This is a genomic window from Polaromonas sp. P1_F6 (assembly GCF_056405695.1).
This window is the reverse complement of record NZ_JBFUBQ010000005.1, coordinates 175563-197868: the sequence shown is the minus strand read 5'-3', so window position 1 is coordinate 197868 and position 22306 is coordinate 175563. Positions and strand designations below refer to the sequence as shown.

Here is a 22306-nt window from a genome sequence, read left to right as displayed (position 1 = left end):
CCATGCAATATCCTCGGCTACCATCAACGCATGAGCGCGCTTGAACTGACCCTGCTGTACCTGCTGGCTGCTGTGCTGGGTGTGGTGGCATGCCGTTCGCTCAAGCTGCCGCCCATGCTGGGTTACCTGGCGGTCGGCGTGGTCATCGGGCCCAACGCACTGGCGCTGGCGCAAAATTCCGACGGCGTCAGGCATTTGGGCGAGTTCGGCGTGGTGTTTCTGATGTTCGTGATCGGGCTTGAGTTCAACCTGCCCAAGCTGCGCTCCATGCGGCGTCACGTCTTTGGCCTGGGCCTGCTGCAAGTCACGCTGACCATCGTGCTGGCCACGGTGGGCTCGCTGTTCCTTGCCAGCATGGCCCCCGGTCTCTGGAAGATGGGCTGGCAGACCGCGCTGGCGCTGTCCGGTGCCATCGCCATGAGCAGCACCGCTATTGTGGTCAAACTGCTGTCGGAGCGACTTGAACTCGAATCCGAACACGGCAAGCGTGTCATGGGCGTGCTGTTGTTCCAGGACTTGGCCGTTGTGCCGTTGCTCGTGCTGATTCCGGCACTGGGCGCGCCCGCCGATGCGCTCCTGATGGCGCTGGCGATCGCGGGGCTGAAGGCGGCCGTGCTGGTGGGGCTGCTGCTCACCGGCGGGCAACGCATCATGCGCTGGTGGCTCACCATCGTGGCACGGCGCAAAAGCGAAGAACTGTTCGTGCTCAACCTGCTGCTGGTCACGCTGGCGCTGGCCTGGCTGACCGAGCGCGCCGGGCTGAGCCTGGCGCTGGGCGCCTTTATTGCCGGCATGCTGATCTCCGAGACGGAATACAAACACCAGGTCGAAACCGACATACGGCCCTTCCACGATGTTTTGCTGGGTCTTTTCTTCATCAGCATCGGCATGCTGCTGGACTGGCGGCTAGTGCTGGAACGATGGCCGCTGGTGCTGTTGCTGACGACGTTGCCTGTTCTCTTCAAGCTGGTGCTGGTTACCGCGCTGGCGCGTTCGCTGGGTGCAACAGCCGGCGTATCGCTGCGCACCGGCCTGTATCTTGCCCAGGCGGGCGAATTCGGCTTTGTGCTGCTCACGCTGGCCCAGCAAAGCAAGCTGGTGCCACCCGCACTGTTAAACCCCATTTTGGCCAGCATGGTGCTGTCCATGCTGGCAACGCCTTTCATCATCATGTACAGCAACCGCATTGTGATGAAGCTGGTTTCCAGCGAGTGGCTGCAGCAATCGCTGCAAATGACGACCATTGCACGCAAGTCCATCAATGCCAACAAACACGTGATCATTTGCGGCTATGGCCGCTGCGGCCAGAACCTGGGTCACATGCTGGAGCGCGAAGGCATCCAGTACATGGCGCTTGACCTCGACCCCGACCGGGTACGGCAGGCCGCAGCCGCAGGCGATTCGGTGGTGTTCGGTGATGCGGTGCGGCTCCAGGCCCTGATGGCAGCCGGGCTGGCCCGGGCCAGCGCCGTGGTGGTAACTTATCTCGACACAGCCAGCGCCCTCAAGGTGCTGGCCAACACGCGCGCCCACGCGCCGACAGTGCCGGTGATTGTGCGGACGGTAGACGACCACGACCTGGAAAAACTCCAGGCAGCCGGCGCTACAGAGGTCGTACCTGAGGCCATTGAAGGCAGCCTGATGCTGGCCAGCCATGCATTGGCGCTGGTGGGGGTGCCCATGCGCCGTGTGATCCGCGTCGTGCAGGATCAACGTGACGCCCGGTACAACCTGCTGCGAGGCTACTTTCGCGGCGCCGACGACGACACCGTCAACGAGCTCGAGCAGGAGCGCCTGTCAAACGTCACATTGCCGCTGGGCACCAGGTCTGCCGGAAAACCCCTGGGTGCGGTGGCACTGGGCGCCGGCGGCGTGCGTGTGGTCAGCCTGCGCCGCAGCAATGGCAAGGCAGTGGCCGCGCATGACGAAACATTGCTGGAGGGCGGGGACACGCTGGTGCTGTCAGGCAAGCCCGAGGCATTGGCCATGGCCGAAGAGAAGCTCCTGCGCGGCCGTATCAACTGAGCAGCGGGCCGCCCGTCGCGTGAAGCGTTCAGCGTGGGTACTGACGGCACAATATGGGCGCCACCCACCTTGGACACGCCATGCCTGATCTGCACAGCCTCACTCACCAGACCGTCGGCCAGTACCTGAAGAACCATATCCGCACCGTGCCCGACTGGCCGGCCCCCGGCGTGCAGTTTCGCGACATCACACCGCTGCTGCAGAACCCCAAGGTCTTTCGCGTGCTGATCGACGCTTTTGTGCACCGCTACATGGACGGCAAGCTCCGCCCCGACATCGTGGCAGGGCTGGATGCGCGCGGGTTCATCCTTGGCGCCGTCATCGCCTATGAGTTGAATGTTGGCTTTGTGCCGATACGCAAAAAAGGCAAACTGCCCTTCACGACCGTGCAGGAAACCTATGAGCTCGAATATGGAAGCGCCACCGTGGAGCTGCATACCGATGCGGTCAAGCCCGGCGACCGGGTGCTGCTGATCGACGACCTGATCGCCACGGGCGGCACCATGATGGCCGGCAAGAAACTGCTGGAGAAGTTGGGCGCCACTGTCACCGAAGGTGCGGCGATTGTTGACCTGCCGGAACTCGGTGGTTCGGAAAAACTGCGGGCAGCAGGGCTGCCGCTGTTCACCTTGATCGACTTTTCGGGGCATTGAGCCGCGGGATGCAGTTCTGGAAACTGCCCGGAGAGAGAACGGGTTCAGCTATAACTTTTATAGCTGCTTGCGCCCGCCCCTATTGGGTTTGAAGCCTATTTGTCTTAAATTTAAAGCCGGCTCGGCCTAATTCAAATCGCCATACTGCGTGCTGCTCAGCGCTGGTGACGTGCTGAATTCCGGCGGCATTTCGGTGTCTTCAAAGCCCGTCAGCAGCGTGTATGAACGTGAGCGCGGGCCGCTTTGCACTTTGACCCCTTTTTCCGGCGCGACTGCGGGGCCTTGTGCAGACGCAGCAACCAAAGCTTGCTTGAAGGCGGCAACCTCGTCGGCCTGGATAGGCTCATAGCGCGGGGCGGCGGGTTTGACGGGCGCCCGGGTTTCTACATTGGCTTCAGCGTGCGCTACTACGGGTGCATGTACAACGGGTGCTGGTACAACAGGTGCTTGCACGGCCTGCGGTGGCGTCGGGGCCTGTTTGACCACGACCGCCATTTCCTCCAGACGCCAGTACACAGCGGGTACCGTGATCTCAAAGCGCGCTTTGGCGTGCTGTGTGATCGATGCCTCAATTCCACTCAATTGCTCGGACGTGCCGCCAAATGCTTTTGCCAGGTCCATCATGACCAGGAATTCATTGCCGCTCTGGTCGAGCGAAAGAACTTTGAATTTGTAGCTGGCCGAAAGCACGCCGGAGCGGGTCATGGCCTCACGAATTGCTACGTACAGCTGCTCGCGGCGGGCGTGACGCTTGAGCTTGCCGGAATCCGCGGGAGCAGGGTGTTCGGGGGAGAGTCGCTGGGGTACGGACGTAGCAAATTTGTCGCGTCCGACGGACGCGCGTTTTTGTTCGTCATTCGCAGCCGCGCTGGCTTGCTGCGGTTTGTCGGAAAACCAGTTTAAGAAAGACATGGGCAATGTTCTCGTGATGAATGTTGATTTTCCGTCAATGCACGGAGTGAATCTGTAAGCAATATCGCAAACGGTTCAGCTGTTGTTTAGCAGCAAATCCTGTTGCCGACTTTATCGAATCACCCATGCAACTGTCTGGTAAAAAATCACGCCCGTCACGTTTTTGAGAACGCCTGTGACGCCCAAAAGTATTACGGCAAGGAGTCAGTTGTCTGATGATGCCAGTACACCCGAGAGAGGGGCGACGCTCAGGTCACGGCGACGCGCTTGGGACGGTTATAGAGTCGCTTGGCCATGACCGACCCCATTGCCATGGTCAGCTCCAATGCAATGGGGCTGTGGCGGTTTGCCAGTTCGAGGAACCGCATCGGGGTGAGGCACCAAAGCTTGCAGGGCGTCGACGCATGGACCGTGGCACTGCGCGGCATGTGCGAGAAAAATGCGCCTTCACCAAGCACGGTACCCGCACCCACCAGTGCCATTCGCACGCGGGCCTTTTCATCTTCGTAATGAACGCTGAGCGTGCCGCTCTCCACAAAGTACAGCGTGCGGTCCAGCGCGCCCTGTTCCATCAGCACCTGACCACTGTTGAGCGCGAAAGGCTGCATGTAGCTGGCCAGGATGTCCCAATGCGGCTGGTTGAATTGACAGCGCAATGCGTCACTGGCGTGGCAGTGAAGAATGGCCTGGGCAAGGCCCTGAATGTCAAAACGGATGGCGGCAGGTAGTGGAGCGTTCATAGTGGGACGGAAGATACCTTCGCACTACATAGCCCGCAAGAGACGTTAACGGCCCCTTACACCTGATACAGGAAATCCGGAGTTGTAATTTCCCCTCGACAGAGCCCCATTTTTGACTGTTTTGGGGCATTTTTCGCGGCATGGAACCGCTTGTCCCCAGACAAGGCCCGCCTGTCGCCGGTTTACTACTTTCCAATACAGAATCTGGAAAAAATTTCGCCCAACAAGTCATCCGGTGTGAACGCACCGGTGATCTCGCCGAGGTGCAGTTGCGCCTGGCGCAAATCCTCGGCAAGCAGGTCCAGGGCAGGGTGCCCCGCGCGAATCTGCGCATGGGCACGCCCGAGTTGTTCGGCGACCTGCTGCAGGGCATGCACGTGGCGTTCGCGGGCCATGAACACACCTTCAGGGGCGGCCTGCCAGCCCACGACGTGCAGCAGTTGCTTGCGCAGCGCCTGCAGGCCGTCGCCGGTTTTGGCGGAGATCAGAACACCGCCGCTGATTGTGCCCAGCACATCCGCGTCAGCCGCGTCCGACTTGTTCCAGACATCGATGATGGGCGTGTTGCGTGGCAGCTCGCGGCTCAGTACTTCTGCGATGTGTGCGTCAGCGGCCAGGTAATCGGCGGCACGCCGGGTCAGGTCATGCAGGAAGAGCACCGCGTCGGCGCTGGCGATTTCAGCCCACGCGCGTTCAACGCCGATTTTTTCCACTTCGTCGAGCGCGTCCCGCAGGCCGGCTGTGTCCACCACGTGCAGCGGCACGCCTTCAATCTGGATCAGCTGCGAAACCTTGTCGCGTGTGGTGCCGGCAATCGGCGTGACGATGGCGAGTTCGGCGCCGGCCAGCGCATTGAGCAGCGAACTTTTGCCGGCGTTCGGCTGGCCAGCGATCACCACCTTGATGCCTTCGCGCAGCAAGGCGCCCTGCACCGCGCGCTGCATCACGCCGGCCAGCGTCACCTGCAAGCGCTCAAGCTGGCCCTGTGCGTCTGCCTTCTGCAGGAAGTCGATATCTTCCTCCGGGAAGTCCAGCGTGGCTTCGACCAGCATGCGCAGATGGATCAGCTGCTCCAGCAGCGTGTTGACCGCCAGAGAGAATTCACCCGACATTGAACGCGCGGCTGATCGTGCCGCGGTTTCAGTGCTCGCGTCGATCAGGTCGGCAATCGCCTCGGCCTGCGCCAGGTCGATCTTGTCGTTGAGGAAGGCACGTTCGGTGAACTCGCCCGGTTGCGCCACGCGCAGCCCCGGCACGGCCGCCGAGCCTGTCACCGGGTCGGGTGTAGCACCGGCCTCGAGGCATCGCGCCAGCAACAGCTGCAGCACAACAGGGCCGCCGTGCGCTTGCAGCTCCAGCACGTCTTCGCCGGTATAGGAATGAGGCGCCGGGAAATGCAGCGCGAGTCCCTGGTCGATGGCTACGCCATGTGCATCCCTGAAGGGAAGGTAGGTCGCCTGGCGCGGTTGAAGCTGGCGGCCGCAAATCGCTTCGATGACGGGCGCGATGTGCTTGCCGGACACCCGCACAATGCCCACCGCACCGCGCCCGGGCGCAGTGGCGATAGCAACGATGGGGTCGTGGTGTCGGGCCAGCATGGTGGTAGATGTTAAGGGGCAAACCAGATCTTGGCGCCTGGGTAAGGAGCGCAGCCGCGAAAGTCGGTTTCCCAAGAAAAAGGGCCGCGAAGCGGCCCAATTTTTTATTCCGTGTCCGCCTTATTTGAATTTCGGCAGGTTGAACTGCGGCGGCACGCCCATGCGCGTGTTGATCACCCACTGCTGCGCGATGGACAGGATATTGTTGGTAATCCAGTACAGCACCAGGCCAGCCGGGAAGAAGAAGAACATCACGCTGAAGATCAGCGGCATGAACCACATCAGCTTGGCTTGCATCGGATCCGGCGGGGCGGGATTGAGCGCCGTTTGCAGCATGGTGGTCAGGGTCATCACCACCGGCAGGATGAAGAACGGATCCGGCGCCGAGAGGTCATGAATCCACAAAATCCAGGGCGCACCGCGCATTTCAACGCTGGACAGCAACACCCAGTACAGCGCGATGAACACTGGGATCTGGATCATGATGGGGAAGCAGCCACCCATTGGGTTGACTTTTTCCTCACGGTAGATTTTCATCATCGCCTGCTGCATTTCCTGCGGCTTGTCTTTCAAGCGTTCACGCATTTCCATGATCTTGGGATTGATCGCCTTCATCTTGGCCATGCTGGCATACGCCTTGGCGTTGAGCCAGTAGAACGCAATCTTGAGCAGCAGCACGAGCGCCACGATGGACCAGCCCCAGTTCTGGATAAAACCGTGCAACTTGTCGAGTAGCCAATACAAGGGCTTGGCCAGGATCTTCAAGTAGCCATAGTCCTTGACCAGCTCCAGCCCGGGCGCCAAGGCTTCCAGCGACTTTTCTTCCTGCGGACCGATAAAAAAGATCGAGTCAACCGTCTTGGTTGCGCCAGGGGCAATGCTATCCAGTGGCGTAATCATGCCCACGGCATACAGATTGGTGTCCACCTTGCGGAAGAACAGGTCGCGCTTGATACCGTCACCCAGAATCCAGGCTGTGGCGAAATAGTGCTGCACCATGGCCACAAAACCGTTGGTCGCCTGTTTTTCAACATCAACCTTGCCTTTTTCGATGTCCTTGAATTCGACCTTCTGGAATTTCTGTGCTTCGGTGTAGACAGCCGGGCCGGTGAAGGTCGAGTAGAACGACGACTCGCCGGGTGGTGGGTTGCCATCACGCACGAGCTGCAGGTAAAGCTGCGGAGCGACCGCGGCTGTGCCTGTATTGACGATCTCGTGGCGCACGGCAATGTCGTAGACGCCGCGCTTGAGCGTGTAGGTCTTGACCAGCTTGACGCCGCCGACGTCGGCCGATTCGAACTTCACTTCCAACTCGTTCACGCCTTCCTTGAGCGAACGCTCACCAGGAACTGCCTTCATCGGGGTCTTGTGGGTCGGGAAGCTGCTGCCGCCCGTGGCGCCGGCGATAAGGCCGGTTTGCGCGACGTAAACACGTTTGGCGCTTTCATCCAGGAGTACAAAGCCCTCTTCCTTATTGGCCATGTCCTTGAGCTTACTGAAGGCCGAATGCACCAGGGTGCCGCCTTCGCTGTCAAAGGTCAGCGCGAGCACGTCGGTGTTCACCAGCACGCGCTCTTTGGTCGCCGAAGTTGCGGTGGATGGTGCGCCGCCAGGCACGGCGCCTGGGGTGGCTGTTGCACCGACGGCCTGAGGCGCCGGTACCGAAGAAGCTGCTGCGCCGGTAGCGGGTGCAGAAGCGGCAGACCCAGCGGCCGGCGCCTTGGCGCTTTGCGTTGCTGACGGGAAAAAGGTCGCCTTGTGGCCGTTATAAACCTGCCATTGGTCCCACAAAAGGACCATGGAAAAACCAAAAATCACCCACAGGATGGTGCGGCGGATGTCGTTCATGACGGCGTCTTTTTAGAAGGGGTGGAGGCCACAGGGGTGGCCAGGCGGGAAAAGAGGGGAACAGGCGGCACCGGGTCGTGCCCGCCATCGCACCAGGGATGGCAGCGTACCAGCCGGCGCAAGGTGAGGTAGCTGCCGACTGTTGCGCCGTGCTGCTGCAGGGCCTGCAGTGAATAGACGGAACACGTCGGCTCAAACCGGCAGGCTGAGCCCAGCCACGGGCTGAGCAACAAACGGTAGCCTTTGACCAGGCCGATCAGCAGGGTTTGCGGCAAACGGAAAAGTGGTGCCAGCGCGGCAAAAGCGGAACTCATGGCGCCTTGGCTCCTGCCTGCATCAGCGCCAGCACTTCGGTGCGTACCGCCAGCTTGAGCTGCTCGGACGTCGCGCTGATGAATTCCTTGCGCGAAAAATCACGCCGCAAGCGGACCACAAAAGCAGCCTGAGGATACTGATGCGAAAAATCAGCGCTCACGGTGTAGATCTGTCGTTTGATGGCGTTACGTGTGACGGCGCGTTTGGCCCAGCGTTTGGGAACCATGGCCCCAAGCCAGACATCCTGTACGGGAAACAGCGGCTTTGCCGCGAGCACGTCCGCCAGCTTGCCTGGCTCAGCTTGCACGGGCTTTGCGTCCAGCGCATTGCGGTGCAATGCGAAGTGCGTTGTCTTTGCAACAATGGCGCCGGCAAGAACTGCCTGGAACTGGGGTCGGGTTTGAAGCCGTTGCACGAGCGCCAGGCGTCAGTTTAAAAAACTGCGAATGGCCAGCAGAAAACAGGCTTATACGGCCAGGCGCTTGCGGCCTTTGGCGCGGCGTGCAGCAATCACTGCGCGGCCGCCACGCGTTTTCATGCGGGTCAGGAAGCCGTGCGTACGAGCGCGTTTGACTTTGGATGGTTGGTATGTGCGTTTCATGATTGAGTCCTACTAGCCGGTCAGCTACAAAGCTTTCCCCTTTGCCGTTACCGTGCCTTAGTTATAAGACACACTGCTTTGGGCGATTCGAATGATCTTGGTGGCCGTACAACACAACCATCTCTGCAAGTCTTCAAGGCAGGCAAAACCCGCCGCGAATCAGGGAAACCCATGATTATCGCAGATTTCCTAACGCTGGCAACAAGTTAGCCTGCCCATTTGGGGTAAAGGCTGAGATGCGGCGAACCGGGTCGCTACATACCCCAAACCAGTGCCGAAAATAGGTTGAAACCCGGATCAATTATTTTGTGGATAACTCCCCGTCCGGACTACAATTGCCGGTGCTCAAAATTAACAATATCCACAAGCAGCTCACCGCTGCCGGGCGCCTCTTGCCAGGCCAGCAACCCAGCCAAAACCAGCCATGAGTGAGGCATCCGTCCAAAACCTGAACCAGGACTTGTGGCAAAGCTGCGTCGACCACCTGGCCCAGGAATTACCTGAACAACAGTTCAATACCTGGATCCGACCCCTGCTTGTCGAGGTCGCTCCCGACCTCACCAAAGTCACCGTTTTAGTAGGCAACCGGTTCAAACTGGACTGGGTTCGCGCCCAATATGCCGGCCGTATTTCGGCCCTGCTTGAGAAGATTTCCGGGCAAAGCATCCCTCTTGAGTTAGCACTTGCTCCGCGCGAAGCGCCCGCCAAATCTTCATCTTTGGTTCGCAGCTTTGAAGGCTCCGGCGTTCCTGAGCCCGTCGGCCTGGGCGTTCCCGAAGAAGCCGCCGGCGCGCCGTTCAAGAATCGGCTCAACAGCGCGCTGACCTTCGACACCCTGATTGAAGGCACGGCCAACCGCATGGGCCGGGCCGCGGCGCTGCATGTTTCCAGCAGCCTGGGCCAGCTTTACAACCCGCTTTTTATCTACGGCGGCGTCGGTTTGGGCAAGACCCATTTAATGCACGCCATCGGCAATAAATTACTGTCGGACAACCCCGCCGCCAAAGTTCTCTACATCCATGCTGAACAATTTGTTTCAGATGTGGTTAAAGCTTACCAGCGCAAGACTTTTGATGAATTCAAGGAGCGTTATCACTCGCTCGATTTGCTGCTGATTGACGACGTCCAGTTCTTTGCCAACAAGGACCGCACCCAGGAAGAGTTTTTCAACGCTTTCGAGGCCTTGCTGACCAAAAAGTCGCACATCGTGATGACCAGCGACACTTATCCCAAGGGTTTGACGGATATCCACGAACGCCTGGTCTCGCGCTTTGATTCCGGCCTCACCGTCGCCATCGAGCCGCCCGAGCTCGAAATGCGTGTCGCCATCCTGATCCGCAAGGCCGAAGCCGAAGGCGCCTCCATGCCCGAAGAAGTCGCCTTCTTCGTCGCCAAGAACGTCCGCTCCAACGTGCGTGAGCTCGAAGGCGCCCTGCGCAAGATCCTGGCGTACTCACGCTTCAATCTCAAGGAAATCTCCATCCAGCTGGCCCGTGAGGCCCTGCGTGACCTGCTTTCCATACAGAACCGGCAGATCAGCGTCGAGAACATCCAGAAGACCGTCGCCGACTATTACAAGATCAAAGTGGCCGACATGTATTCCAAGAAGCGGCCCGCCAGCATTGCGCGGCCGCGGCAGATTGCCATGTACCTGGCCAAGGAACTCACGCAAAAGAGCCTCCCTGAGATCGGTGAACTCTTTGGCGGGCGTGACCACACCACCGTGCTGCACGCCGTGCGCAAGATGTCTGCCGAGCGCCAGCAAATGACAGAGCTCAACCAGCAGCTGCATGTGCTTGAACAGACCCTGAAAGGCTGAGGAACAGCCTCCATGCGTCCCATGAACCCCACGAACCCTCTTGCGCCCGGTTTTCACGGTGTTTTACAGAGCCCAGCCACCCTCACAATAACTTTGGGGACAACTTTTGAACAACCCATGGCTTATCCACAGAAGCAGATGACAATCGAAAGTTGTTCATATTCAGCAGTGCAGTTCAGGGGCGTCTGAACACATGGTTAAACAAACGCCAAGTGGTTGATCAAAAAGGGGAAAATGGCACTATCCACAGATGGGCGCCACCCTTATCTACTACTACTAATTTGAATTAAAGAATTAAAGATATATACAGAGGAAGTCATGATCGTTCTGAAAGCAACCCAGGATAAAGTTTTGTCGGTACTGCAGTCGGTGGCCGGCATCGTTGAGCGCAGGCACACCTTGCCCATCCTTGCCAACGTGCTGATCCGCAAAACTGGCGCGCAGCTGCAGCTCACCACGAGCGATCTTGAAATTCAGATCCGCACCACCGCCGAGCTCGACGGCGACGCCGGCAACTTCACCACCACCGTGGGTGCCCGCAAGCTCATCGACATCCTGCGTTCCATGCCCAGCGACCAGACCGTCTCGCTCGAGTCGTCGCAGAACAAGCTAATCCTCAAGGGCGGCAAAAGCCGCTTCACCCTGCAAACCCTGCCGGCTGAAGACTTCCCCCTGGTGCAGGAAGCCGCCAATTTCGGCCCGAGCTTCTCGGTGCCGCAAAAGGTTTTGAAAGAGCTGCTCAACCAGGTCTCGTTTGCCATGGCGGTGCATGACATCCGCTACTACCTCAACGGCATTTTGTTTGTGGCTGAAGGCAAGCAGCTGAGCCTGGTCGCCACCGACGGCCACCGCCTGGCCTTCTCCTCAGCCACGCTCGACGTTGAAGTGCCCAAGCAGGAAGTGATCCTTCCGCGCAAGACGGTTCTGGAAATGCAGCGCCTGCTCAGCGACAAGGAAGGCGCCATCGAAATGCAATTTGCCGGCAACCAGGCCAAGTTCAGCTTTGAAGGCATGGAATTTGTCACCAAGCTGGTTGAAGGCAAGTTCCCCGACTACAACCGCGTGATTCCCAAGAACCACAAAAACATCATCACCCTGGGCCGTGTGCCCCTGCTGGCCAGCCTGCAGCGCACCGCCATCCTGACCAGCGAGAAGTTCAAGGGCGTGCGCCTGAACATCGAACCCGGCACCCTGCGCGTGGCTTCCAACAATGCCGAGCAGGAAGAAGCCGTCGACGAGCTCGACATCGACTACGGCGGTGACGCCATCGAAATCGGCTTTAACGTCACCTACCTGATCGACGCGCTGGCCAATATGGACCAGGACATGGTGAAGATCGAACTGGCTGATTCCAACAGCTCCGCGCTGCTGACCATCCCCGACGATGCAGCCTTTAAATACGTGGTGATGCCGATGCGCATTTAATGCGCTGACCACACGCTAACCAACAACCAGACCCGCGACTCTCCGCGGGTTTGGTCATTCAAGAGATTGAAGAAATCGAAGCAATTCGAGAAAAGATCGGAAATAAAGCTGGCTATGACTGAAGAAAACACACCGAACGAAGCCGATCAGGTAAACGTCAACGACGGCGCCGCAGGCGAGGGAAGCTCCAATTTCCAGCCCAAGATCGATACCAACCAGGCCGGCGCGTCCGAAGCCTATGGCGAAGGCTCCATCCAGATCCTGGAAGGCCTGGAGGCCGTGCGCAAGCGCCCCGGCATGTACATCGGCGATACCTCTGACGGCACCGGCCTGCACCACCTGGTGTTTGAGGTGGTTGACAACTCGATTGACGAAGCACTGGCCGGCCACTGCGACGACATCGTCGTCACCATCCACACCGACAACTCCGTCAGCGTCACCGACAACGGCCGTGGCATCCCGACCGGCATCAAGATGGACGACAAGCACGAGCCCAAGCGCTCGGCTGCTGAAATAGCCCTGACCGAGCTGCACGCCGGCGGCAAGTTCAACCAGAACAGCTACAAGGTTTCAGGCGGCTTGCACGGTGTGGGCGTGAGCTGCGTCAACGCACTCAGCAAGATGCTGCGCCTGACGATTCGCCGTGACGGCAAAGTGCACGTTATGGAGTTCTCACGCGGCTTTGTGCAAAACCGCATCATCGAACAAGTCAACGGTGTTGATGTGTCGCCGATGAAAGTCATGGACGACACCGACAAGCGCGGCACTGAAGTCCACTTCCTGCCCGACACCGACATCTTCAAAGAGAACAACGATTTCCACTACGAAATCTTGAGCAAACGCCTGCGCGAGTTGAGCTTTTTGAACAACGGCGTGCGCATTCGCCTCAAAGACGAGCGCAGCGGCAAGGAAGACGACTTTGCCGGCGCCGGCGGTGTGAAAGGTTTTGTTGAGTTCATCAACAAAGGCAAGACGGTTCTGCACCCCAACGTGTTTAACGCCATGGGCGACCGCCAGAGCGACCAGGGCACCAACATTGGTGTTGAAGTCGCCATGCAGTGGAACAGCGGCTACAGCGAGCAAGTGCTGTGCTTCACCAACAACATTCCCCAGCGCGACGGCGGTACCCACCTGACGGGTCTGCGCGCCGCCATGACCCGCGTCATCAACAAATATATCGACGACAGCGAACTGGCCAAGAAAGCCAAGGTTGAAGTCACCGGCGACGACATGCGCGAAGGCCTGTGCTGCGTGCTGAGCGTGAAGGTGCCAGAGCCAAAATTCAGCAGCCAGACCAAAGACAAGCTGGTTTCCAGCGAAGTGCGCGGCCCGGTTGAAGACATCGTGAGCCGCCTGCTGCACGACTACCTGCAAGAGCGCCCCAACGACGCAAAAATCATCGTTGGCAAGATCATTGAAGCCGCCCGTGCCCGCGAAGCCGCCCGCAAGGCGCGCGACATGACGCGCCGTAAAGGCGTGCTCGACGGCATGGGCCTGCCCGGCAAGCTCGCTGACTGCCAGGAAAAAGACCCCGCCATGTGCGAGATCTACCTGGTCGAGGGTGACTCCGCCGGCGGCTCCGCCAAGCAGGGCCGCGACCGTAAGTTCCAGGCCATCCTGCCCCTGCGCGGCAAGATCCTGAACGTTGAAAAAGCCCGCTACGAAAAGCTGTTGACCAGCAATGAAATCTTGACGCTGATCACCGCGCTCGGCACCGGCATCGGCAAGGCCGGCGGCATTGGCGGCACGCCAGGCACCGACGACTTCAACGTCGCCAAGCTGCGCTACCACCGCATCATCATCATGACCGACGCCGACGTTGACGGCGCCCACATCCGCACGCTGCTGCTCACCTTCTTCTATCGCCAGATGCCCGAGCTTGTTGAGCGCGGCCACATCTACATTGCGCAGCCACCGCTGTACAAGGTCAAGGCCGGCAAGGAAGAGCAGTACCTCAAAGACACCGCAGCGCTTGACGGCTTCCTGCTGCGCATTGCGCTGAAAGATGCGTCTGTGCAAACCGGCGCTGAAGGCAGCACGGTATTGACGGGCGAGACGCTGGCCGAACTAGCCCGCAAGCACCAGCTGGCTGAATCGGTAATTGCCCGCCTGCGCGGCTTCATGGACGCAGAAGCCCTGCGCGCCATTGCCGACGGCGTGAGCCTGAACCTCGACACTGTGGCCGACGCTGAAGTGTCGGCCGTGACACTACAGGCCAAGCTGCGCGAGCTCAACACCACCGGCGCCCCCGCCGAAGTGGCCGGCGAGTTTGACACCCGCACCGACAAACCCATCTTGCGCATCAGCCGCCGCCACCACGGCAACGTGAAGAGCAGCGTGCTGACACAAGACTTTGTGCACGGCGCCGACTATTCCACCCTGGCCGATGCAGCCGCCACTTTCCGCGGTTTGATCAGCGAAGGCGCGAAAGTCATGCGCGGCGAAGGCGAGCGCCAGAAGGAAGAAAAGATTGGCGACTTCCGCCAGGCCATGGCCTGGTTGATTGGCCAGGCTGAAAACGCCACCGCACGCCAGCGCTACAAAGGCCTGGGCGAGATGAACCCCGCCCAGCTGTGGGAAACCACCATGGACCCGACCGTGCGCCGCCTGCTGCGCGTACAGATCGACGACGCCATCGAAGCCGATCACGTCTTCACCATGCTGATGGGCGACGAAGTGGAACCACGCCGCGAGTTCATTGAACAGAACGCCCTGCGCGCCGCCAACATCGACGTTTAAGCGACCACTCAGTTCTTACTTGACACCATGACCGAAGAAATCAAAACAGCAGAGCGCCCGGCGCTGCCCGACCACCTCTCTACTGACGAGCGAAGCCCGCACTTCGTCAGAGCGATCTTTGAGCACGATATCGGCATCCGCTTTAACGACAAAGAACGCAACGACGTCGCCGAGTACTGCATCAGCGAAGGCTGGATCAAGGTACCCGTCGGCAACAAGGTCGACCGCAAGGGCAACCCGCTGATGATCAAGCTCAAAGGGCGTGTTGAGTCGTTTTACAAATAAGTGAATCAGTGAATGCTCGCCAGGTCCGTCACTCTTTAACCTGGTATTGATCAACACCATGAAGCTTCAACCTCCCGCGGGTGAACTTCATGGTGTTTTTCATTGGAGCAGTCACTTAAGTCATTAAACCCATGAGCCGCATCGCCGTCATCGACTTTGAAACCACAGGCCTGTCACCCGCGATGGGTGACCGCGCGACCGAAGTTGCCATCGTGCTGGTCGAGCACGGCCAGGTGGTCGACAGGTTTCAAAGCCTCATGAATGCAGGGCGCTACATCCCGTCTTTCATCGAAAGCCTGACAGGCATCAGCAACGCAATGATCGCTGCCGCACCCGCAGCCGAGAAAGTAATGGCAGAAGCCAACCGCTTCGTAGGCAACGCACCCATGGTGGCCCACAATGCCTCGTTTGACCGCAGATTCTGGGAGGCTGAACTCAACCGTGCGGGAGAGCAGGCCACTCAACCCTTCGCCTGCACCATGCTAGTCGCGAGAAGGTTGTATCCCCAGGCACCCAGCCACAAGCTCGGTGTGCTGGTGGACTATCACCGCCTGCCGAAAGCAGGTCGCGCGCACAGGGCGATGACTGATGCAGAGATGGCGGCTTCTTTGTTGGGGCAGATTCAGCTTGACTTGCGGACTCGGCACCGTTTTGCAAAAACGGATCATTCGGTACTTATGGGCTTGCAACGATGTGCAAAGCCCGCGGTTTCTGCGTTTATTGCTCGGCATGCGGTGTGACGCAGATTTAAAGCGTTTGACTAGGAACTCTTCCGCTCAGGGGGTGAATTTCGTTGAGTCAACAAGTAGCCGCGACGCTGAAGTGCAACTAGTGAGTTGTGGTTAGCGCTTGATGCATTGAACAAAGCTTTTGACGTAGCTCGGCTCAATGGATACTGCCGCACTCACTTGCTAGGTGGGTAGCGCAGGATGCTAAGTGGCTTCCTTCTTACGTTGGGCTGTGTCTAAGCAGAAGTTCAGATGAGCGTCTATTTGCTCCGTGTTTAATGCTTCAAAAATGATGCCCCCACTAGATTTGTTGACCTCAAGCATGAAGTCAGCAATTGCCGCGTCATAGCTTTGGAACCATCCATCGGCTAGTTTTCGAAAAATTCCAGCGACAAGGGGCTGACGAAACGCCGTATCAGCACGGTCGATAATTTGAAGTCGTATATTTGCCCGCGATAGAAGCCGAGAGAGACCGAGTTCGAGGTTGTCTGGGCATGCAAGTTTGGCGACGTGAGCATTCCACCAAAGCCGTCCAATGGCATTGTCATCACGGCAACCAGGAATTCCAGTTGCAAAGAAGTGACTTCTGATTCGTGACTCCAGGTTGCCGGATTTAAGCCAACGAGCCCTTACGTAGTTCAGTGTTTCAACGTGACATAGCCTTGCCCAAATTCTTTCGTCTCTCGCCATCGCCGGCGTGAAACCGGCAAGAGCTTGATAAACCTTCAGAGAGTTTTTTGCTTCCGCCTCCGGAGTTGTTTCCGGACTCAATTGTGCAAGCAGTTCTTCATTTACAAAAGCCTTGTCTGTTTCCAAGGCCCACCCGCTTTCCGCGGTCAAGTCGAGAAAGTCTGTGTCAATGTATCGATCTAAGTTTGGTGATATATCGGTGGAAAGCTTATCAACCATTCCGCTAGATAAAAATTTAAGTGGCCGCATCATGCTGTGCCTCATCTGATGGTTCTTCCCCGTCTTCAGCTAGCATTGCTAGCGTCGCAAAGGGATTTTCAAGCAATGCTTGAGCATCTGAAAGTAGGTCGAGCTTTTCCACATCTATCCTAAGTTGCTCACATCTGGTGCGGAATGGGTGCAGCCATCGGTACTTTTCGAAAGACTCGAAACCTGTCTCGGAAAGATCGGACAGTACCTGCATAACCATCGGGATGTATAGGCTGTTTTTAATAACGACGCGAGTTGCTTCATCAAAGTGTCGTAGCCTCTGAACAAGATCGTAGGTTTTTGGGTTCATTCGAACGATTACTCGATCTGAAGCCGAATCTATTTCAAATTTGCCTTCAGCAATTTCCGCGGATGATTTGATTTCGAATATTGATTCGACGCTCGGCAATGGCGGCCTGCTGACCTCGATTATTTGTTCTTCGTCTAGCGCTAATATCACACCGGGACCGATATCAAAATCACCAAGGTACTCGGGGTGGAGCCCCGTTGGTTTATAGCCATGCAGGTTAGAAACCGTCCACACCATTGGTCGTATGTGAACATGTCCAAGTAGCGCACCTGGTGCGAAATCATGCAATCCGGTGGGAAAACTCATTGGTTGCAGGCGTCGTACTCCTGTTTCAATGCACTTCACATAGCAGCCAAAAGTAGCTACGCCCTTGTGAATCAGTTCAGCAATTTCAGGCTGGGTAACAATTGCGGCGCAATGCAATGTTACCTGGCTAATTTCTCTTTCCTCACGAAACTTTATCTCGGCTGAGATCGTGGCACCCTCGATGTCGTCAGACCACGGCGCAAGCACCGGAAATGGAAAGCTTGTAGTTTCACTAATCTTCATTTTTAGACGCTCCGGTCTTTGCACTTAAAACGATAAGTTCAATGGGGCCAGGATAGGGATCTATCAAAGTTACCTCAAGCTCTACACGGAGGCCTGTTTTAACTGGAACCGTGACGTTCCCGTCGGCCGTGACACCAAGTGATGAGCTCGCTACGGAAAGCGTTACGTCGCCGCTAAGTCCCACGGCGGCTACCGCTAGCTGTATTTCTCCATCGCAGCCAGGTGTGAAGAATATTTTTCGTTTACGCAAATCGGACGTGTTGGGAAGGGTCGAACGTAGTCCTTGTAGGGCGGCAGCGGGATGCGGCTTTTTGGTAGATTTGACACCTCGCTTCTCTCGGACGCCTCCGCCGCCGCCCTTGCCGCCTTTACCGCGAGCCGCACCCGGCGGTGGCGCTCGTCTCCCGCGGCGTGCATCTCCGTAGACGAAGCGCCCAGGATCTTCCTCATGGTCCTTTTTTGTCCCCGATCCGCTATCGGCAAAAAGGTAGGAGAGTTCATCGAGATGACTACTGCTCAGATCTTCAATTTTTGCGTTGGCGCGGATAATTTCTCTCACTTTTTTAAGTAAAAGCTTTATCTGTTTCTTGGCCTCCTCACGGAGTTGTTCATCAACGATTCGATCAGGCTCAAAAGCGTCGTGCGCTGGGTTTTCAAGCTGCTTTAATAGAGAACTTGGCTCATTGCCGTTCTTTTTTATTGATGGTTCTAGAAGGGCAGTAAATTCTCGAACGCCAGGAAACCTACGCATTGGCTCAGAGAATTTCCCGAAGTTATCAGTGATGTAAATGCCGTTTCGAAGCACATGTACTTCCCGTGGAGTTCCCTCTTTAATTAGGAGATGGAGGGTGAAATCGCCCAAGCCCGGGACTTCAATCTCATGCTGCGTGGCCGTTTCGGATTCGATGCAGTCCATCAGTCTTCTAGCTCTCCGCAAATCCTCTAACTGGTCAGCGGCAGAGGCCGTTTCTTCCAAGACAGACGAATTAAGTGTGGATCTCAACGAGCCATGATTTATGTGAGTGTCTGAGCCGACCGCAAATTCGATCTCTCTGCGATGAATTGCTAGGAAGAAATTCGTTGCTAGGGACAGAGACATTCGCTCTATCCAATGGTCTTGCTCGCGAAACCCCACAGAAAAGATGGATGTACCAACCTCATCTCGCCGTATCCACTCTGGGGCTGCCGACATATCTTCTATGGCGTGAAAATTGGGGAGTCCCCAATATCCTTCCGCTGACAAATTTCTAGCACCATCAGTATGCGAGATTAGGCGAAGGCGACCTTGGGCGGCAAATAGCAACGAACCACTTGAGCCTTTGCTGATGTCCTCATATACGGTCGAATAGATTACCGTCTGCAGGTCCGATACAGCGAACGCAGCATTTTTTCCAATACCAAAGGAGCCCGCAGAGGTTACGTCGGGCTTGTTTGTTACGCCATCACCCTTTACAAGGGCGGCAAAAATAGACTTGGGGTCTGTGGTCGGACCGGTGAGACCGGTCGTATTCCGGTCAGCAATTTTGAGCACTTTGATTTGAGACGAACTAATTGTCTGAAGCGCTCGTTCTAGATGTAGCTTCGTCTTGTCGTCGTGAGGATTTTTTAGGCAACACTTGATCGCGTGTTCAAGCTCGTCGGCAAAGGGAACTTCATCGCGATTGAGAACGAGGAGACTAAAGTGGACGCAAACGGGTTTCGTCGTTGCTGCGTCGCGACTGTTTTGACCGGTTTCGCGCGCGCAGCTCGTATATGGGGAACCTTTGAATGTTTCGAACCCAGCGTAAGCTAGCCCCTCTACCTTGCTCGCTTCATTTGTTAAAAATCTCACTTCCGGCATTTGCGACCTCCTGGGATTTTTTTTGAATAACCGATATATATGCTTAAGCTTCGCAAGTCATCTAATTTTCGCCTGAGGCACAAACCATTGTTGGCGCACATGTGTGTGCCGATAAGCAAGTAGTGGAAAGTAAGACCGGGCCGTAGATCTCGTCGCCCGCCTTAGTTATTAGGCTAAGAGCTGCACGCTGTCTTTGCCTCTTAAGACTCAATTGTTGTTCTTCGTATACGAGGTGTAAATGAATGTAGGCAACAAAGAGTTCAATGACAATACTGTTTTTTTTATCAGCTCTACCTAGTGAAACTTGTTAGCACATCGCGCACAAGTGACGCGATTTGATTTGCTAAGAGCGACGGGACCGCATTGCCGACCTGATGAAACTGCTGTGTTCTATTGCCTTGAAAAAAGTAGTTATCAGGGAACGTTTGCAGCCGCGCAGCCTCGCGAACTGTCAGGCTTCTGCACTGTGAGGGATCTGGATGTATGAAGTAATGTCCGTCTTTGGAGATATGACTTGTGACGGTCGTGCTGGGAGATTCATAGCGTTGGACTCGAAAGCGGTCGGCAAATTTCCCCGTCTTCCAATTTGCATGCGCGGGAGCGAGACCTTTCAACGCGAACTCTTGGTGACCTTTGGGCGAATACCCATACTCGCCGGCAAAGGCTGCCGCATAAAAGTATCTTCCCAAGTCTGCGGACATATGCGAGCGGGCTTCGTGATTTAGCCATACCGTAATCTCGTTGTCACGGACCCATTTTGCGTATAGATCGCCCCCTGCGGTTGGAGGTTTTTTAGAGTACCGCAATGATCCGATATCTAGGGCGGGCGAAAGATTTCGAACGGCCAGTTGCATTCGTTCAACCAAGGAGGGATCGCTAATTTTCTGAGCCTCTTCAATTAGCGCCGAAGCAATATTTGCGACTGCCTTTCGCCATTCCTTCGGGTTGTCATCGCGACTTAACTTGCTTCTTAGTTTTGGAAGGTCGCCGATTGCATCATCCACGTTTCGCTGTGCGACCTTTGTCAAGTAGTGCCCACCACCGTAATTGCGATCCGTTCTGACCCCCAGAAGAATTACCCGGTGTCTAGCCTGAGGAATGCCATATTGCTCGGCTCGAATAATGAAGTCTCTGGCGTCAATAGTCGTGGGATCCATGCCTGGTTCAAAGCATGTATCGGTAACCAAGGAGTAAATCTTGTAGCGGACACGGTCGTCTTTTTTCAAAGCCTTTCCAGGGTCAGAGAGATCTTTCAGAATGTCATGGAAGATTAGGTCGCCGTTGATTTTTGCCGACAGGATGCCTTTTACGTTTTCCATTACGAAGACCGCGGGCTTTGTCTTGTGCAGGATTCGAAGATATTCCCTATAGAGAAAATGTCGATGGTCCTCCTCGGCCACATATTCTTCTTTGCCCATGTTGCGAGAGCGGCCCACCAGTGAGTAGGCTTGGCATGGCGGCCCGCCGATAACCACTGTATTTCCCTCAATTAGTTTTTTCTGCTTGATCGCTTCGTCCAGCGTTGCGTTGTCGCTTGGTTCTCCCAAGGTTAGTTGTCGAGCCTCGTCTGATGCCAGCGCCCAAAGTGTTTTGCAAACATCTTTAGGGTGAGGTGCTGCAGCGCTGTTGCAAAATTTGTAGTACGCAGCCAATGCTTTGGAGTCTTTTTTGGCATGGCGAAAGAAACTTCTCATGGTCAGCGTCTTGTGAGCGCTGCTTTCCATTTCCGCTGAAATAGCAATCTCGAAGGTTTCACCCTTGTTTAAAGATGCAAAGCCCTCACCGAGGCCCCCGGGGCCAGCGAACAGATCTATTAATTTGAATGTCATGAAGGTTGGCAGGGTGAAAAGTGGGGTTGTGAGGCGAGGTAGTCGCGCCTAATTCCAAATAACGTGATTCTGCCTGGTTGCGGATCCAATCTGCCAGGTGATCGATCAATTTTGGGAAATGCACTAGCGCGACGCTACCGCGTGTGCCACATTCCCAAACGGTTGCAGTACGCCATCCCAAGGCGCTCAGCTGTTGTTTTACCGAGTCGTCACGGTGCTTGTTTCTGGTTAACTTGGTGGCCCAGAATTCGGCGTTATTTGAAGGCATCTTTGACAACGCGCAGCCGTGTAAATGCCAGAAGCAGCCGTGGACAAAAATTACGACTCGCCATTTGGGCATCACGATGTCTGGTTTGCCAGGCAAGCCCTTAGCGTGGAGGGTGTATCGGAATCCTTTTGCATGAAGGGCTTTGCGGATGAGGATTTCCGGCTTGGTGTCCTTGCCTTGAATTCCGGCCATCATGCGGCTGCGTGTCGCTTGATCAACAACGTCAACCATGTCGTACTCCTAGTCGTGCGCGCTCTGTGGCGAGGTGGTCGTGGTTCGATCGAGGAGTCATGATTTTTAGCTTAGCAGCCTTTGCTTTTGGATGCATGGTGATCTGTAGCCATAGGCTTCACGGGGCCGAATCATTGCCAAGCTATATCAGCGTCGCTAAGCTTTTCTTTTCCAATCAACAAGGACCAACGCCTATGCCCAACACCCCCTCCCTCCCCGAAAGCATCATCTCCCACGTCTCAATTGGCACCAATGACTTCGCGCGTGCCAAGGCCTTTTATGAGGCGGTGCTGGGCACGCTGGGGATTCGCAAGGTGATGGAGCACCCCGGCGCCGCAGCTTTTGGGCGGGCGTATCCAGAGTTCTGGGTGGGTGTGCCGCATGACGGCGGCAAGGCGCATGTGGGCAATGGCTCGCACTTTGGTTTTCTGGCTGTGTCGAAGGCGCAGGTGGATGCGTTTTATGCCAAGGCGCTGGAACTGGGTGGGCAGGGTGATGGTGCGCCAGGCCCACGGCCACTGTATGGGCCGCAGTATTACGGCTGCTTTGTGCGCGACCTGGATGGCCACAAGATTGAGGCGCAGTTTTCGGATACATCTGCGGGTTGATGTAACGCTGGCCTTAAGCCAAATGGACCGTTGGGCCAAGCAGA

At 56.7% G+C, this 22306-nt stretch carries 20 protein-coding genes; 8 read left to right on the top strand and 12 right to left on the bottom strand.

From position 1 onward, the window contains the following. The first annotated feature begins 30 nt into the window (after positions 1-30). Positions 31-2025: a cation:proton antiporter domain-containing protein gene (locus tag AC1DY9_RS16345; protein ID WP_457281900.1), complete on the top strand. Its 1995-nt coding sequence runs from the start codon at positions 31-33 to the stop codon at positions 2023-2025. Positions 2026-2105: 80 nt separating this feature from the next. Beyond that, a complete protein-coding gene (locus AC1DY9_RS16340; protein ID WP_457281899.1) occupies positions 2106-2678 on the top strand; it encodes an adenine phosphoribosyltransferase in 573 nt (190 codons plus the stop codon). Positions 2679-2804: 126 nt separating this feature from the next. Here AC1DY9_RS16340 and AC1DY9_RS16335 read toward each other — a convergent pair whose 3' ends face one another. The 7 genes from AC1DY9_RS16335 to rpmH all read right to left on the bottom strand — a co-directional run bounded on the left by AC1DY9_RS16335 (position 2805) and on the right by rpmH (position 8692). After that, positions 2805-3590, bottom strand: a complete 786-nt coding sequence (locus AC1DY9_RS16335) for a hypothetical protein (protein ID WP_477667049.1) — start codon at positions 3588-3590, stop codon at positions 2805-2807. A 248-nt stretch (positions 3591-3838) separates the two neighbouring features. Beyond that, the gene (locus tag AC1DY9_RS16330; protein ID WP_122954706.1) at positions 3839-4330 is read right to left on the bottom strand and encodes a Crp/Fnr family transcriptional regulator; all 492 of its coding nucleotides are present in this window, start codon (positions 4328-4330) and stop codon (positions 3839-3841) included. 185 nt (positions 4331-4515) lie between these two features. Beyond that, positions 4516-5928 carry a tRNA uridine-5-carboxymethylaminomethyl(34) synthesis GTPase MnmE gene (mnmE, locus tag AC1DY9_RS16325; RefSeq protein ID WP_477667048.1) on the bottom strand — a complete coding sequence of 471 codons (1413 nt, stop codon included), beginning with the start codon at positions 5926-5928 and terminating at the stop codon, positions 4516-4518. 120 nt (positions 5929-6048) lie between these two features. Further along, a complete protein-coding gene (gene yidC, locus AC1DY9_RS16320; protein WP_457281896.1) occupies positions 6049-7776 on the bottom strand; it encodes a membrane protein insertase YidC in 1728 nt (575 codons plus the stop codon). Beyond that, positions 7773-8090 carry a membrane protein insertion efficiency factor YidD gene (gene yidD / locus AC1DY9_RS16315; protein ID WP_477667047.1) on the bottom strand — a complete coding sequence of 106 codons (318 nt, stop codon included), beginning with the start codon at positions 8088-8090 and terminating at the stop codon, positions 7773-7775. Before yidD ends, yidC begins: the two co-directional genes overlap by 4 nt. Beyond that, a complete protein-coding gene (locus AC1DY9_RS16310) occupies positions 8087-8506 on the bottom strand; it encodes a ribonuclease P protein component (RefSeq protein WP_457281894.1) in 420 nt (139 codons plus the stop codon). Before AC1DY9_RS16310 ends, yidD begins: the two co-directional genes overlap by 4 nt. A 51-nt stretch (positions 8507-8557) precedes the next feature. Beyond that, positions 8558-8692: a 50S ribosomal protein L34 gene (gene rpmH, locus AC1DY9_RS16305; protein WP_007862708.1), complete on the bottom strand. Its 135-nt coding sequence runs from the start codon at positions 8690-8692 to the stop codon at positions 8558-8560. A 424-nt stretch (positions 8693-9116) separates the two neighbouring features. On the opposite strand from rpmH, the gene dnaA reads away from it, so the two are divergent. From dnaA to AC1DY9_RS16280, 5 genes are all read left to right on the top strand, one after another. Next, positions 9117-10511, top strand: a complete 1395-nt coding sequence (gene dnaA, locus AC1DY9_RS16300) for a chromosomal replication initiator protein DnaA (RefSeq protein WP_457281893.1) — start codon at positions 9117-9119, stop codon at positions 10509-10511. A 318-nt stretch (positions 10512-10829) separates the two neighbouring features. Next, entirely contained in the window at positions 10830-11936 is a 1107-nt protein-coding gene (gene dnaN, locus AC1DY9_RS16295; RefSeq protein WP_457281892.1) for a DNA polymerase III subunit beta, read from the top strand. Between the two features lie 114 nt (positions 11937-12050). Then, complete coding sequence (gene gyrB / locus AC1DY9_RS16290; protein WP_477667046.1) at positions 12051-14675, top strand: DNA topoisomerase (ATP-hydrolyzing) subunit B; 2625 nt, start codon at positions 12051-12053, stop codon at positions 14673-14675. Between the two features lie 27 nt (positions 14676-14702). Continuing rightward, on the top strand, positions 14703-14960 hold the full coding sequence (locus AC1DY9_RS16285) for a DUF3297 family protein (RefSeq protein ID WP_477667045.1): 258 nt from the start codon (positions 14703-14705) through the stop codon (positions 14958-14960). A gap of 131 nt (positions 14961-15091) precedes the next feature. Beyond that, on the top strand, positions 15092-15700 hold the full coding sequence (locus tag AC1DY9_RS16280) for a 3'-5' exonuclease (RefSeq protein ID WP_477667044.1): 609 nt from the start codon (positions 15092-15094) through the stop codon (positions 15698-15700). A 192-nt stretch (positions 15701-15892) separates the two neighbouring features. Here the strand turns inward: AC1DY9_RS16280 and AC1DY9_RS16275 are convergent, their stop codons facing one another. From AC1DY9_RS16275 to AC1DY9_RS16255, 5 genes are all read right to left on the bottom strand, one after another. Beyond that, the gene (locus AC1DY9_RS16275; protein WP_477667043.1) at positions 15893-16630 is read right to left on the bottom strand and encodes a DUF6339 family protein; all 738 of its coding nucleotides are present in this window, start codon (positions 16628-16630) and stop codon (positions 15893-15895) included. After that, positions 16614-17486 (bottom strand): hypothetical protein, encoded by an 873-nt coding sequence (locus AC1DY9_RS16270; RefSeq protein ID WP_477667042.1) that lies wholly within the window; start codon positions 17484-17486, stop codon positions 16614-16616. Before AC1DY9_RS16270 ends, AC1DY9_RS16275 begins: the two co-directional genes overlap by 17 nt. Next, on the bottom strand, positions 17476-19326 hold the full coding sequence (locus AC1DY9_RS16265) for a hypothetical protein (RefSeq protein WP_477667041.1): 1851 nt from the start codon (positions 19324-19326) through the stop codon (positions 17476-17478). Before AC1DY9_RS16265 ends, AC1DY9_RS16270 begins: the two co-directional genes overlap by 11 nt. A gap of 290 nt (positions 19327-19616) precedes the next feature. After that, positions 19617-21155 (bottom strand): DNA cytosine methyltransferase, encoded by a 1539-nt coding sequence (locus tag AC1DY9_RS16260; RefSeq protein ID WP_477667040.1) that lies wholly within the window; start codon positions 21153-21155, stop codon positions 19617-19619. Continuing rightward, on the bottom strand, positions 21106-21654 hold the full coding sequence (locus tag AC1DY9_RS16255; protein WP_477667039.1) for a very short patch repair endonuclease: 549 nt from the start codon (positions 21652-21654) through the stop codon (positions 21106-21108). The genes AC1DY9_RS16260 and AC1DY9_RS16255 overlap by 50 nt, the downstream gene beginning before the upstream one ends. A 194-nt stretch (positions 21655-21848) precedes the next feature. On the opposite strand from AC1DY9_RS16255, the gene AC1DY9_RS16250 reads away from it, so the two are divergent. Beyond that, the gene (locus tag AC1DY9_RS16250) at positions 21849-22262 is read left to right on the top strand and encodes a VOC family protein (RefSeq protein ID WP_477667038.1); all 414 of its coding nucleotides are present in this window, start codon (positions 21849-21851) and stop codon (positions 22260-22262) included. Positions 22263-22306: the final 44 nt, after the last annotated feature.

What these genes read in the sequence shown, in the direction of transcription:
- AC1DY9_RS16345 (WP_457281900.1), top strand. Translation starts at nt 31, where the DNA reads ATGAGCGCGCTTGAACTGACCCTGCTGTACCTGCTGGCTGCTGTGCTG.
- AC1DY9_RS16340 (WP_457281899.1), top strand. Translation starts at nt 2,106, where the DNA reads ATGCCTGATCTGCACAGCCTCACTCACCAGACCGTCGGCCAGTACCTG.
- AC1DY9_RS16335 (WP_477667049.1), bottom strand. Translation starts at nt 3,590, where the DNA reads ATGTCTTTCTTAAACTGGTTTTCCGACAAACCGCAGCAAGCCAGCGCG.
- AC1DY9_RS16330 (WP_122954706.1), bottom strand. Translation starts at nt 4,330, where the DNA reads ATGAACGCTCCACTACCTGCCGCCATCCGTTTTGACATTCAGGGCCTT.
- mnmE (WP_477667048.1), bottom strand. Translation starts at nt 5,928, where the DNA reads ATGCTGGCCCGACACCACGACCCCATCGTTGCTATCGCCACTGCGCCC.
- yidC (WP_457281896.1), bottom strand. Translation starts at nt 7,776, where the DNA reads ATGAACGACATCCGCCGCACCATCCTGTGGGTGATTTTTGGTTTTTCC.
- yidD (WP_477667047.1), bottom strand. Translation starts at nt 8,090, where the DNA reads ATGAGTTCCGCTTTTGCCGCGCTGGCACCACTTTTCCGTTTGCCGCAA.
- rpmH (WP_007862708.1), bottom strand. Translation starts at nt 8,692, where the DNA reads ATGAAACGCACATACCAACCATCCAAAGTCAAACGCGCTCGTACGCAC.
- dnaA (WP_457281893.1), top strand. Translation starts at nt 9,117, where the DNA reads ATGAGTGAGGCATCCGTCCAAAACCTGAACCAGGACTTGTGGCAAAGC.
- dnaN (WP_457281892.1), top strand. Translation starts at nt 10,830, where the DNA reads ATGATCGTTCTGAAAGCAACCCAGGATAAAGTTTTGTCGGTACTGCAG.
- gyrB (WP_477667046.1), top strand. Translation starts at nt 12,051, where the DNA reads ATGACTGAAGAAAACACACCGAACGAAGCCGATCAGGTAAACGTCAAC.
- AC1DY9_RS16285 (WP_477667045.1), top strand. Translation starts at nt 14,703, where the DNA reads ATGACCGAAGAAATCAAAACAGCAGAGCGCCCGGCGCTGCCCGACCAC.
- AC1DY9_RS16280 (WP_477667044.1), top strand. Translation starts at nt 15,092, where the DNA reads ATGAGCCGCATCGCCGTCATCGACTTTGAAACCACAGGCCTGTCACCC.
- AC1DY9_RS16275 (WP_477667043.1), bottom strand. Translation starts at nt 16,630, where the DNA reads ATGATGCGGCCACTTAAATTTTTATCTAGCGGAATGGTTGATAAGCTT.
- AC1DY9_RS16270 (WP_477667042.1), bottom strand. Translation starts at nt 17,486, where the DNA reads ATGAAGATTAGTGAAACTACAAGCTTTCCATTTCCGGTGCTTGCGCCG.
- AC1DY9_RS16265 (WP_477667041.1), bottom strand. Translation starts at nt 19,326, where the DNA reads ATGCCGGAAGTGAGATTTTTAACAAATGAAGCGAGCAAGGTAGAGGGG.
- AC1DY9_RS16260 (WP_477667040.1), bottom strand. Translation starts at nt 21,155, where the DNA reads ATGACATTCAAATTAATAGATCTGTTCGCTGGCCCCGGGGGCCTCGGT.
- AC1DY9_RS16255 (WP_477667039.1), bottom strand. Translation starts at nt 21,654, where the DNA reads ATGGTTGACGTTGTTGATCAAGCGACACGCAGCCGCATGATGGCCGGA.
- AC1DY9_RS16250 (WP_477667038.1), top strand. Translation starts at nt 21,849, where the DNA reads ATGCCCAACACCCCCTCCCTCCCCGAAAGCATCATCTCCCACGTCTCA.